General features: G+C 69.7%; 9 protein-coding genes. 6 read left to right on the top strand and 3 right to left on the bottom strand.

The genetic code is table 11. The features are described 5' to 3' along the window. Positions 1-81 precede the first annotated feature (81 nt). Both DKM19_RS03475 and DKM19_RS03470 read right to left on the bottom strand, forming a co-directional pair. The gene (locus DKM19_RS03475; protein ID WP_162641277.1) at positions 82-2,160 is read right to left on the bottom strand and encodes an AAA family ATPase; all 2,079 of its coding nucleotides are present in this window, start codon (positions 2,158-2,160) and stop codon (positions 82-84) included. 79 nt (positions 2,161-2,239) lie between these two features. Then, positions 2,240-4,306, bottom strand: a complete 2,067-nt coding sequence (locus tag DKM19_RS03470) for an NB-ARC domain-containing protein (RefSeq protein WP_110694461.1) — start codon at positions 4,304-4,306, stop codon at positions 2,240-2,242. Between the two features lie 128 nt (positions 4,307-4,434). On the opposite strand from DKM19_RS03470, the gene DKM19_RS03465 reads away from it, so the two are divergent. The 6 genes from DKM19_RS03465 (at position 4,435) to DKM19_RS49270 (ending at position 11,373) form a co-directional block, all read left to right on the top strand. Beyond that, entirely contained in the window at positions 4,435-5,166 is a 732-nt protein-coding gene (locus DKM19_RS03465) for a methyltransferase (protein WP_110694460.1), read from the top strand. Between the two features lie 524 nt (positions 5,167-5,690). Continuing rightward, positions 5,691-6,206, top strand: a complete 516-nt coding sequence (locus tag DKM19_RS03460; RefSeq protein ID WP_110694459.1) for a hypothetical protein — start codon at positions 5,691-5,693, stop codon at positions 6,204-6,206. Positions 6,207-6,371: 165 nt separating this feature from the next. Next, positions 6,372-7,061 carry a response regulator transcription factor gene (locus tag DKM19_RS03455; protein WP_305000293.1) on the top strand — a complete coding sequence of 230 codons (690 nt, stop codon included), beginning with the start codon at positions 6,372-6,374 and terminating at the stop codon, positions 7,059-7,061. Beyond that, complete coding sequence (locus DKM19_RS03450) at positions 7,061-8,467, top strand: cell wall metabolism sensor histidine kinase WalK (protein WP_110694458.1); 1,407 nt, start codon at positions 7,061-7,063, stop codon at positions 8,465-8,467. The genes DKM19_RS03455 and DKM19_RS03450 overlap by 1 nt, the downstream gene beginning before the upstream one ends. 30 nt (positions 8,468-8,497) lie before the next feature. After that, complete coding sequence (locus DKM19_RS03445) at positions 8,498-10,372, top strand: acyl-CoA dehydrogenase family protein (protein ID WP_110694457.1); 1,875 nt, start codon at positions 8,498-8,500, stop codon at positions 10,370-10,372. Between the two features lie 827 nt (positions 10,373-11,199). Further along, entirely contained in the window at positions 11,200-11,373 is a 174-nt protein-coding gene (locus tag DKM19_RS49270; RefSeq protein WP_162641276.1) for a hypothetical protein, read from the top strand. A gap of 108 nt (positions 11,374-11,481) precedes the next feature. Here DKM19_RS49270 and DKM19_RS03440 read toward each other — a convergent pair whose 3' ends face one another. Further along, a complete protein-coding gene (locus DKM19_RS03440; RefSeq protein ID WP_110694456.1) occupies positions 11,482-12,627 on the bottom strand; it encodes an acetyl-CoA C-acetyltransferase in 1,146 nt (381 codons plus the stop codon). Positions 12,628-12,743: the final 116 nt, after the last annotated feature.

Genomic DNA, 12,743 nt, shown 5'->3' with positions numbered 1-12,743 from the left:
CAAGAATCGCGAATACCAATGAAAAGGAAATGGTTCGCAATCACCTCGGAGTGCGCGTTACCACCGAGGGCGGTCGACCTTCTAGATGTCCCGGATCCAGGCCACCGCGGCAGGTGATTCCATGATCACTCCCTGGGCGAAGGCATGGTCGTAGCAGGCGTCGCCGATCAGGGCCCTTGCCTCGGCCTCGGTGTGCTCCCGAGAGGCCTGGAGTCCGTACGGATCGCGCCGGGGCTGCTCCGGAGCGATGCCCCGCCGGACCGCCTCGGGCCGGGGACGCCGGTCCACGCCGCCCTGCGACCGCTCCGCGTCCGTCCGCATCCGCTGTGCCACACCGAGCAGACCGGCGGCCCTCCGGCCGTCACCGCGGGCCGTGGCGATGGCGGCGAGCTGATCGGCCATCATGGCGCTGCCCGTCACATCACCCAGACGCCACTTCACATCGAGCGCCGCCCGGGCGTAGACGTCGGCCGTGTCGAACTCCCCCCGTCCGAGTTCGGTGAGCGACCGGGCCTGATCACCGTGGGACCTCGCCCACAGCTCACCGCGCTCCGCGCACCGCCCCCACTGCCGCACGAGCACCTCCACGGCCCTGCCGGGCTCACCCCGGGCGTCGAGCACCGCCGCCAGGGTCACCTCGGCGACGGGAAGCCCAATGTGGGAGTGGACCGCCCGCTCGAACAGCTCCGCCGACTCGGTGGCCAGGCGCTCGGCCTCGTCGAGGTCCCCGCGGGCGAGGGCGACGGCGGCGGCGCACCGCCGGGCGCATCCCGCGGCGGCGAGGTCTCCGTCGGCCATCGCGGCCGCGTAGGCCTCGCCCGCCCACTTTCCGGCCTCGACCGTGTCGCCCGCGTCGAGTGCCGTCCACGCGCGCACCCACAGAGCCTTGGTCCGCCCCGGGCTCGGCTCCGGGCGCCGATCCAGCGTCCGGTCCAGGTAGTGGCGGCCCTGCTCCGCCCGGCCCAGGCAGCACCAGACGAACCAGAGCGCCGTCACCAGGTCGAACTCCTCGTCGTGATCGAGGATCGCCTTCAGGTTCGGCATCTCGCGGTGGGCCCAGTCGGCCCACTGCGGCTGGCGCGGGCCGTACCACTCCGCCTCCGCCCGGCGCGCCTGCGCCAGATAGTGGTCGCGGTGCCGTCGCACGAAGGCCTCCTCCTCGCCCAGCCTCCGCAGCCACTCCCTGCCGTAGTCGCGGATCGTGGCGAGCATCCGGTAGCGCGACCCCTCGGCGATCAGGATCGACCCGTCCACGAGCCGGGCCAGCTCGAACCCGGTGAGCCGCTCGTCGCCGCACACCACCCGCGCGTCGTCGGTGTCGAACCACCCGGCGAAGACCGACAGGCGGGCCCAGAGCAGACGCTCCTCCGCCGTGCACAGCTCGTGGCTCCAGCCGACCGCGGTGCGCATGGTCTGGTGGCGCCCGAACGGAGTACGGCTCCCGCCGACGAGCAGCGCGAAGCGGTCGTCCAGCCGTTCGGCGATCTGCTGTGGCGACAGAGCCCGCAACCGCCGGGCGGCGAGCTCGATGGCGAGCGGGATGCCGTCCAGCAGGCGGCAGACCTGTGCCACCGCCTCCGGATCGAGGCTGAGACCGGGAACCAGCGCGTGAGCCCGCTCGGTGAACAGGCGCACCGCGTCCGTGCCTGCGCCTCCCGCCTCCGGCACGGGCAGCGGTTCGACCGGGAAGAGCCGCTCTCCGGGCAACCCGAGCGGCCGGCGGCTGGTCACGAGCACCCGCGTGTGCGGGGCGTCCGCCAGGACACGGCGCAGCAGCGCGGCGCAGGCGTCGATCAGGTGATCGCAGGTGTCCAGGATCAGCATCAGATGTCTGTCCGCGAGAAAGTCGGCCAGCACCTCGCTCTGGGGCCGGACCGCCTGCTCGCGCAGGCCGAGCACCGCGGCGATGTCGTGACCGATCAGGTCGCCGTTCTGCTGGGCGGAGAGCTCGACCACCCACGCCCCGTCGGCGAAGGAGTCGCGGAGACGGCCCGCCGTCCTGATCGCCAGCCTGGTCTTGCCCACACCGGCGACCCCGGTGACGGTCACCAACGGTGATCTGCCGACCAGCGCGGCGAGTTCGTCGAGCTCACGCCGCCGCCCGACCAGACTGCTCGTCTCCGCCGGGACGTTGCCCCGGCGCACGCGTGTCTCCACCACCGAATTTCCAGCCCCTCCGCTGAGGTGGCAAGCCAATCACGGAACCGGTCACCCATCCGATGCGATCGGATACCATCGGTTACGGATCTTTCTCCTCCAGTGCATATTTCACCGCAAGTGCCAGGTCAAGCCCTCGCCCCTGAGTGAAAAAGGTGTCGAACTCTCCACCACCGAGAATCTTGACGGCCTGGACCACGGCCCGTTCCCGGATCCTGATGAAGATCGGCGAACCGAACTGCGGTAGCCCCGAGGAGTCCAGGATGGTCTGGGCGGCGCCCAGGAGCCGGGCCGCCTTGGCGGCGGATCCCGCCATCACCGCGGCCGTCACCGTCACCGTCACGGCGGTCGTCGCCGTCACCGTGGCCCAGGCGATCAGCTCGACACAGGCGACGGTCAGGATCAGGTCGTCGAAAAGCCGCGCTCCGGTGAGTGCCGCCCTGGCGTGACCGAGCGCCCTGGGCGTGCTGCCCCTGGAGTGTTCGGCCCAGGCGAAGACGTACTCCATCTGGGCCAGGCTCCACTTCTCGCCGTGTGCCTCGCAGAGCGCCTGCCCCTCGGACAGCTTCGCCACGCTCTCCTCCAGCCTGCCCGCCGCCAGCAGGCTCAGCGCCGCCAGCGTGTAACAGGGCAGCTGTCCGGAGAGCACGTCGCCCCTGGCCACGTGCCAGGCCATGGCCTCGCCCAGCAGCTTGCCCGCCCGGGGGAACTCCCGCCGCATGAGAGCGAACATGCCCTCCAACTGGATGACGTAGCCGGTGGCGCTCCCCTCGGGATCCTCGGCGCGGCATCGGGCGAGCCGCTCCTGTGCGACGTCGAGCTCGCCCTGGAGCCCGGCCACCCAGGCGCAGATCCACAGCGCCCTGGTCCGCTCCGGGCTGGGCTCGGGATCCGCCCGCAGCGCCGCCTCCAGGTAGTGGCGGCCCTCCCGCTGCATGCCGCAGCAGATCCAGAGGAACCACAGGGAGCCTGCCAGGTCCAGACCCGCCCGGGACCACTCGGGGTCGGCCAGGCACAGTTCGAACACCTTGCGGAAGTTGCGCCGCTCGGCACGCATACGCCCGTACCACTCCACCTGCCGCTCCGACCACTCCGCGGCGCGCCGCCCGGCCAGGCGGAGATAGTGGTCACGGTGGCGGCTCCGGACCTCGTCGACCTCGCCGAGCCGGAGCAGCCACGTGGCGCCGAACTCCCTGACGGTGTCGAGCATGCGGAACCGTACGCCGGTGGAATGCTCCTCCCGCTGCACCAGCGACTTGTCGACCAGACCGGTCAGCGCTTCGAGCACCGCCTCGGCCGGGAGCGGCCCGCCCGCGCAGACCCACTCGGTGGCCTCCAGGTCGAACCCGGAGGCGAACGCCGACAGCCGCGCCCACAGCAGCCGCTCGGCGGGCGTGCACAGCTCATGGCTCCAGCCCATCGCCGCGCGCAACGACTCGTGCCGTGCCGGCCCGCGGACCCCGGTCAGCAGGCGGTAGCGGTCTTCCAGCTGCCGGGTGAGCTGCTCCGGCGAGCGGGTGCGCAGCTGTACGGCCGCCATCTCGATCGCCAGCGGGATGCCTTCGAGCTTTTCGCAGAGCTGCGCCATGTCGCCCGCGCTCCCGGACGGATCCGTATCCGCGCCCGTGCCACCGGGCGGGCCCGCGCCCCGGGACGGGACCATGCGGTCGCGCAGCAGGGCCACCGCCTCCTCGACCGGGAGCGGCGGGACGGGGTAGACGTGCTCGCCGCACACCCCGAGCGGCTGGCGGCTGGTGGCCAGGACCCGGAGGCCGGGCGCGCCGCGCAACAGGGTGTCCACCAGCGGGGCGACCGCGTCGACCAGGTGCTCGCAGGCGTCCAGGATGAGCAGCGCCGTGCGCGGGCTCATCCACTCCGCCAGCACCTCCTCCTGCTCCCTGGCGGACTGGTCGGCCACGCCGAGGTCGCCCGCCACCGTCTCCGGCAGCAAGTACGGATCTGTCAGGCAGGCCAGCTCGACCATCCAGAGGCCGTCGGGAAACTCCGCCGCGACCTCCTCGGCCACCCGGCTCGCCAGGCGCGTCTTGCCGATGCCCCCGAGTCCGATGAGGGTGACCAGGCGAGACTCTCTCAGCAGGCTAACCAGCCGTGCGGTCTCCGCCAGCCGGCCGACAAAGGTAGTTTCCATGGGGGTGCCCATGCTAGGCCGCGACGCTCCGTCTGGGGGCCGCTCCGCCCGAACCGCCACTAGACTCTGGCTGTCCATAGCCGTGGCCCTCGCGCCACGCTTTCCGTGAGCGAGCTGGACGGAACCGCATGTCTGGGTATGACCGCGTAGTGCAACCCGCGGCCGGTGACGAGGCCCTGGAAAACCACCTCGGTGGGGACGAGGCCAAGAACTACCGGCAGTACGAGCTCGACATGGTCGCCCCGCACGTGGGCCGGTCCATGCTGGAGATCGGCTCTGGGCTGGGCCACTTCGCCGAGGCCTTCCTGCCCCGCCTCGACCGGCTCGTGGCCAGTGACTTCGATCCCTACTGCGTGGAGCAGCTCAAGAAGCGCTTCGCCGGTCGTGACGACATCGACGTGCTGCAGTTCGGCCTGCCGACCGAGATCCCGATCGGCGACAAGGTCGACACCGTCGTGATGATGAACGTCCTGGAGCACATCGAGGAGGACGTCGAGGCGCTGCGGTCCCTCGCCAAGGTCACCGTCCCCGGCGGCCGGATCATCATCTGGGTCCCGGGCTACATGCAGCTGTACGGAGACTTCGACCGCAAGGTCGGCCACGTCACGCGCTACACCCCCGCCACCCTGCGCAGCACGGTCTCCAAGGCGGGCCTCGACATCGACGTGCTCAAGCCGATCAACTTCCTCGGCGGCATCGCCTGGTGGGCCGCCGTCCGCCGCGGCGGCGTCGGCTACCCCGACCCCCGCCTGGTCAAGATCTACGACCGTACGGTGGTCCCCCTGACGCGCCTCATCGAGCGCTTCATCCGCCCGCCCTTCGGGCAGACGGTCTTCTGCGTCGCCCGCGTCCCCGAATAGCTCCCGGCGACACCGCCGCCGACGAGGCGCCGCTCATGAACGGCCGGGAACAGGCCGAGAGCGGCGCCTCGTGCCGGTTGGCGCTCACCTGAGATTTCCGAGCCTCTTCTTCGTTCTCATGGAATTCCCAGGCTTCTCCTTCGAGGATCCCAGCGCGAGACGGTTGTCTGATCAGCGTCTCCCGTTGGGAAACACCCTCGAAGGAGCTTGATGAAGAAGAAACTCGCCATCGGCGTCGGGCGCGCCTCATCGAGCGCTTCATCCGCCCGCCCTTCGGGCAGACGGTCTTCTGCGTCGCCCGCGTCCCCGAATAGCTCCCGGCGACACCGCCGCCGACGAGGCGCCGCTCATGAACGGCCGGGAACAGGCCGAGAGCGGCGCCTCGTGCCGGTTGGCGCTCACCTGAGATTTCCGAGCCTCTTCTTCGTTCTCATGGAATTCCCAGGCTTCTCCTTCGAGGATCCCAGCGCGAGACGGTTGTCTGATCAGCGTCTCCCGTTGGGAAACACCCTCGAAGGAGCTTGATGAAGAAGAAACTCGCCATCGGCGTCGGGGCCGTCACCGCGGCGGTACTGCTGATGGGCTCCTCCGCCTGGGCCACCCAGTCGGACACCGAGTCGTCCGCGTCGGCCGGCCTCGCGTCGAACGGCGTGACCACGACCGCCAACCGGCCTCCGAAGGCGAACGGCAAGCTGCGCAAGCCCAAGGCGCGCGCCCGGATGATGGGGATCCACGGGCAGGCCACGGTCGGCGGCAAGGACTCGAAGTTCGTCAACCGCACCTGGCAGCGAGGCGTGATCACCGCCAAGGGCGAGAGCTCGCTGACCGTCAAGAGCAAGGACGGGGTCACCTGGACCTGGGACATCGACCAGGCCACCAAGATTCACAAGCTTGGCGCGCGCGCCGACCTCTCCAAGCTGGTCGCCGGGTCCGCCGGGTCCGCCGGCGACAAGGTCTTCGTGATCGGCACCGCGACCTCCTCCAACCCCACGGCAGCCTCGGTGTTCGCGCCCCGTAAGGCCGCCGCACCAGCCAACTAGGAGCCACCGATCACCGGGAGCTGATCGGGAAGCGGTGGGGTCACCAAAGACGCGGTGGCCCCGCCGCTTCATGGCATTTTCATGACATCCATGCAGCCAAAAGTGATGATCATGAAGGAAGCGGCGGTTTTCGCATGGGAACGAATGGGTGAGAATTGGTCCCCCATGGACGAAAACGCCATCCTCGTCGTCGAGGACGACCCCAACATCCGCGACATCGTCGAGGTCGCCCTGCGCTTCCACGGGTTCCGGGTGACGGGCGTGGAGACCGGCGATGACGCCCTCACCGAGGTGGACCGCGATCCTCCCGCGCTGATCGTGCTGGACGTGATGCTTCCCGGCATCGACGGATTCGAGGTGTGCCGCAGGATCCGGGCGGCGGGCAAGCACATTCCCGTGATCTTCCTGACCGCCAGGGACACCCCCACCGACACCGTGCGCGGCCTCACGCTGGGCGGGGACGACTACGTCACCAAGCCTTTCTCCGTCGAGGCTCTCGTCGCCCGCGTCCGGGCGGTGCTCCGCCGGACCGCCGTCTCCGACGATCCGGGCAGCGGCGTGCTCCGGGTGGCGGACCTGGAGCTCGACGAGTCACGGTGGGAGGTACGGCGCGCCGGGGTTCCCGTGGACCTCTCCCCCACCGAGTTCCGCCTGCTCGCCTTCCTGATGGAGCATCCCGGCCTGGTGCTGACAAAGCGCCAGCTGCTGGAACACGTCTGGGGCTACGAGGGCTCCTCCCAGGTCGTCGAGACCTATATCTCCTACCTGCGCCGCAAGCTGGATCCGCTCGGCCCACCCCTGATCCACACCCAGCGCGGGGTCGGCTACGCGCTGCGCCCGCCCCAGGCCCCCTGATGTCGCTCAGAGCACGCCTGCTCGCGGGCCTGCTCGCGGTGAGCACGATCCTGCTGGTCGTGCTGTCCAGCGTGAGCGTCTTCGTCCTGCGCGAGCACCTGCTCGAAAGGATCGACGTACAGCTGCGGGCGGCCACCGCGACCGCCGCCCAGAAGATCGCCGCGGCCCCCAACGGGCGGCTCGCGCTGACGCTGACCGGATCCACCTACGCGGTGGCCTCGATGAACCTCGGCACCGGACGGACCCGGCTGGTCAACGGCGACGCCCCGGAGGCGGCGGCCGTACCGGGGCTGGTCGAGGCCCTCGGCCTCAGCCGGATGAAGGATCACGCGGCGAGACAGGACCGGTTCACCCTCGACCCTTCGAGCGGCTACTCAATGATCGCGAGGGTCTCCGAGACCAAACAGGGCAACCGGTTGGTGATCGTCGCCGTTCCCCTGGAGTCGGTCGACGCGCCGGTCCGCCGGCTCATCATCGCCGAACTCCTCACCGGCGGCGTGCTCATCCTGCTGCTCGCCCTCATCGGCCGTGCCCTGATCACCAGGGGGCTCTCCCCGCTGGCACGGATAGCAGGCGCCGCCTACGGCATGGCCAGCAACGGCGACCTGTCGGTCCGCATGCCCGAGGGCCCCTCGGAGATCGGACGGCTCGGGACGGCCGTGAACCTCCTGCTCGACCGGATCGCGGAGGCCTTCAGGGACCGCTGGGCGTCGGAGGACCGCGTCCGGCGCTTCGCCGCCGACGCCTCGCACGAGCTCCGTACCCCGCTGTCCACCATCCGGGGGTACGCGGAGCTCTACAGGAGCGGCGCGCTGAGCACCGAGGACCTGCCCAGGATCATGGGCAGGATCGAGAGCGAGGCGACGCGGATGGGCGACCTCGTCAGCCAGATGCTCGAACTCGCCCGCCTGGACCGGAACGCGGCGCTGGAGCCGTCGGAGACCGACCTGGCCGCGGTCGTCCGCGACGTGAGCGTGGACTACACGGCGATCGATCCCGGGTCGCTGATCGTCGTCGACGCTCCGGACGCGCTGTCCGCCACCGTCGACGAGGCACGCGTCCGCCAGATCCTCGTCAATCTTCTGGCCAACGTGCGGGCTCACACTCCCCAGGGCACCACGGCCACCGTACGGCTCGCGCAGACGCCGGTCGGCGGCGTGCTGATCGAGGTGTCCGACGACGGGCCAGGAATGTCCGGCGATCAGGTGGCCAGGGCCTTCGACCGCTTCCAGCGGGGCGAGGAGCGGCTGCCGGGCAGCGCGGGACTCGGACTGTCGATCGTCAAGGCGATCACCGACGCGCACGGCGGCCGTTGCTGGATCACCTCCGCCCCGGGCGAGGGCACCTCCGTCCATGTTGAACTCCCTCGGCATCAACGTCTTCCCGGACCGGCCACCTGGGCATAATCCCGGCATCATCCGCCCAAGGAGGTCCCGATGACCGATTACGCCAAGGCACGCGAGGTCGCCGAGCAGGCCAGAGAGAAGGAATGGTCCCGTCCCAGTTTCGGCAAACAGCTCTTCCTGGGAAACTTCCGCCTCGACCTGGTCCATCCCGCCCCCGCCCTGCCCGAGGCCGAGACCAAGCGGGGGGAGGAGTTCCTCCGGACGCTGCGGCGGTTCCTGGAGACCCAGGTGGATCCGGCCCTGATCGAGCGGACCTCGCAGGTGCCCGACGAGGTGGTCAAGGGGCTCGCCGAACTCGGCGCGTTCGGCATCACCACCGATGAGGAGTACGGCGGGCTGGGACTCAGCCACCTCGACTACGGCCGGGCGTTGATGCTGGTCGGGTCGTACAGCCCGGCGCTCAGCACACTGCTCTCGGCCCACCAGTCGATCGGGGTGCCGCAGCCGCTGAAGCAGTTCGGCACCCCGGAGCAGAAGCAGAGATTCCTGCCCCGCTGCGCGAAGGGCGAGGTGTCGGCCTTCCTGCTGACCGAGCCCGACGTCGGCTCCGACCCGGCGAGGCTCGCCACCACCGCGGTGCGGGACGGCGACGACTACGTGCTGAACGGTGTGAAGCTGTGGACGACCAACGGGGTCGTCGCGGGCCTGCTGGTCGTCATGGCCCGCACCGGCACGGGGATCTCGGCGTTTGTCGTCGAGGCCGACAGTCCCGGGATCACCGTCGAACGGCGCAACGCGTTCATGGGCCTGCGCGGCATCGAGAACGGTGTGACCAGGTTCCACGACGTCCGCGTCCCGGCCGCGAACCTGATCGGCCGCGAGGGCCAGGGCCTGAAGATCGCGCTGACCACGCTCAACACCGGACGGCTCTCGCTGCCCGCCGTCTGCGCGGGAACCGCGAAGTGGGCGGTGAAGATCGCCAGGGAGTGGAGCAACGAGCGGGTGCAGTGGGGGCACCGGGTCGGCGATCATGAGGCGGTGGCGCGGAAGATCGCCTTCATCGCCGGTACGGCCTACGCCCTCGAAGCCGTGATGGACCTGTCGTGCCGTCTGGCCGACGACGAGAGCAACGACATAAGGATCGAGGCGGCGCTCGCCAAGCTGTACGCGTCGGAGATGGCCTGGAAGGTGGCCGACGAGCTGGTCCAGATCCGTGGCGGGCGCGGCTACGAGACGGCCGCGTCGCTGGCCGCCCGGGGCGAGCGCGGGGTCCCCGCCGAGCAGGTGCTGCGAGACGTGCGGATCAACCGGATCTTCGAGGGGTCCACCGAGATCATGCACCTGCTGATCGCCCGCGAGGCGGTGGACGCGCACCTGACGGTGGCCGGCGAGCTCATCGACCCGTCGCTGGACAACAGGACCAAGGCCCGCGCCGCGGTGAAGGCGGGCGGGTTCTACGCGCGCTGGCTGCCGACGCTGGTCGCGGGTTCGGGCAACCGGCCCGGCTCCTACACGGAGTTCGGCCCGCTCGCCCAGCACCTGCGCTACGTCGAGAGGACCAGCCGCAAGCTCGCCCGCTCCACCTTCTACGGCATGTCCCGCTGGCAGGGAAAGCTCGAACACCGGCAGGGGTTCCTCGGCCGGATCGTGGACGTGGGCGCGGAGCTGTTCGCGATCACCGCGACGTGCATCCGAGCCCGCGAGGAGTCCGCCGACCTGGGGCTCAGGCCCGTCGAGATCGCCGACACCTTCTGTCACCAGGCCAGACTCCGCGCCGACGCACTGTTCGACCGGCTGTGGGACAACAGCGACTCGCGCGACGTACGGCTGGCGCACTATCTGCTGGAGGGTCGCTACACGTTCCTGGAGGAGGGCATCCTCGACCCCTCGATAGAGGGACCGTGGATCGCCGCCGCCGAACCCGGCCCGTCGGCCACGGAGAACGTGCACCGGCCGATCCGCTGAGGAGGCGCGGGTACGGCGCGCACACGCGTGCCGTACCCGGCGCCTCCTCGTTCCCTGTCCGAACTCGACACCGGTTCGGACAGAGCCGGGCCTGACAGTGGTCGAAGGCGACTTCGCTCTCGCCGATTCGGAGTGCTCCTCGATCATTCAGTGGTTGTCGGCGACGGCTGCCAGACGGCCGACGTCACGGAACCGACCAATCGGATCTCCTCGGAGGCCGAAGCATCTTCATCGGGGGCGGTGAGCGGACTCCTCAGTCCCCCCAGGGCCAGTACGCCGAGGGCCATGTGATCGTCGCATGGACCCAGACGGCTCGTGGCATCGTCGACCGCGTGGGCGATCTTCCGTAACGCCTGGGACCCCGAGGGACTTGCCTCTGAACCTTGGGCCCGCGCGAAGAGCCTGAAAACCAGCAGGACCCTCCGTACGGCAGAGGGCGGCCCGTCCTCCGAAGAGGGCCGGGCCGTCTTGGTCCCCCTACCGCTGAATCGCGTGTTCCGCGACGCGTCCGACCGGGAAGCCGGAACCGCGCTCTCGACGCTCCCCGAACCCGCGTCCGCATCCACTCCGGAGCCCGTGTCCCTGTCGGCAGTCCCCGCTCACGCCGAGGCTTCCAACGAAGTCCTGTCCGGGTCTGAAAATAAATAGGTTGCACCGTTCAGAGGGCCGTCGTACGGTCTTGGCATGTGGATTAACTCCTAAGAGCCGGCGTCGATCAGCCCTCGCTGATCCGCCCGCACTCAGCGCTCTGGCCCGTTCGTCTGACGCGGCAGCTGAGTTTCCGACCCGGGATTTCACCGCGTCGTCACAATCTTCAAGGAGTCCATATGCGAATTCACGTCGGCAAAAAGCGCAGCGGTAAGGGCAAGACCACCAAGACCCACACCCCGCTGCCCGAGCGAAACCTGCCTCCGGAAGCGCCTCGGCACATGCCGATGCCGCGCACGCCGCTGAGGCCTACCCAGCAGCCGCGCCGGATTCCCGGCAAGGGCGGTCGCTGAGAAGAAGTGCCCCGGTCCCGAAAAACGCCATTCGGGACCGGGGCACTTCTGTACGACGCCTTGCTCACAAGCGCCTCGCTCATGGGCGTTCGCTCACGAGCGCTTCGCTCACAGGCGCTCGATGATGGTGACGTTGGCCTGGCCACCGCCCTCGCACATCGTCTGCAGGCCGTACCGGCCGCCGGTGCGCTCCAGCTCGTGCAGGAGCTTGGTCATCAGGATCGCGCCGGTTCCGCCCAGCGGGTGGCCCAGGGCGATCGCGCCGCCGTTCGGGTTGACCTTGGCGGGGTCGGCGCCGATGTCCTTGATCCACGCCAGCGGCACCGGGGCGAACGCCTCGTTGATCTCGGTGACGTCGATGTCGTCGATGGACAGGCCGGACCTCTTCAGCGCCTTCTGCGTCGCCGGGATCGGCGCGGTCAGCATGTAGACCGGGTCGTCGCCGGTGAGCGCCAGGGTGACGATGCGGGCGCGGGGGGTCAGGTTGTGGTCGCGGACCGCCTGCGCGGAGGCGATCAGGAGCGCCCCGGAGCCGTCGGAGATCTGCGAGGAGGTGGCGGCCGTGATGCGGCCTCCGTCCCGCAGCGTCTTCAGCGACGCCAGCTTCTCCAGCGTGCTGTCCGCGCGCGGGCCCTCGTCGTCCTCGACGCCGTTGAGCGGGGCGATCTGGTCCTTGAAGTAGCCGTTCGCGATGGCCTTGGCCGCCCGCTGGTGGCTCTCGAAGGCGAACCGATCGAGTTCCTCGCGCTCCAGACCCCACTTCTCACACATGAGCTCGGCGCCCCGGAACTGGGAGATCTCCTGCTTGCCGTACCGCTCCACCCATCCGGCGCCGAACGGGAAGGGCATGCCCTTCTCCATCGCGGCGCTGATCGAGGAGCCCATCGGCACGATGCTCATGGACTCCACCCCGGCGGCCACGACGAGGTCCTGGGTGCCGGAGAGCACGCCCTGGGCCGCGAAGTGGATCGACTGCTGGGAGGAGCCGCACTGGCGGTCGATGGTCACACCGGCCACGTTTTCCGGCAGACCCGCCGACAGCCACGCGTTGCGCGCGATGTCCATGCTCTGCGGGCCGAACTGCATGACGCAGCCCATGATCACGTCTTCCACCGCGGACGGATCGACTCCCGTACGGTCGATCAGCGCCTTGAGGGTGTGCGCGGCCAGGTCAGTGGGGTGGACGGTGGACAGGCCGCCCTTCTTCTTACCGACCGGGGTGCGAACCGCCCCGACGATGTACGCCTCTGCCACAGTGCCTCCTGCTAATGAAACCGAGCATTGTTCGGTTACTAAGAGGCTACAACAGAACCTTTGTCGTGTCCCGTCCACAACGGTCGGCTGTGATCGAGCACATCGGCCGGCCGTCG

It is taken from the genome of Streptosporangium sp. 'caverna', from assembly GCF_003203775.1.
GTDB lineage: Bacteria > Actinomycetota > Actinomycetes > Streptosporangiales > Streptosporangiaceae > Streptosporangium > Streptosporangium subroseum.
Note: the sequence above shows the minus strand (reverse complement) of the source record. Positions and strands in the feature narration are given on the sequence as shown.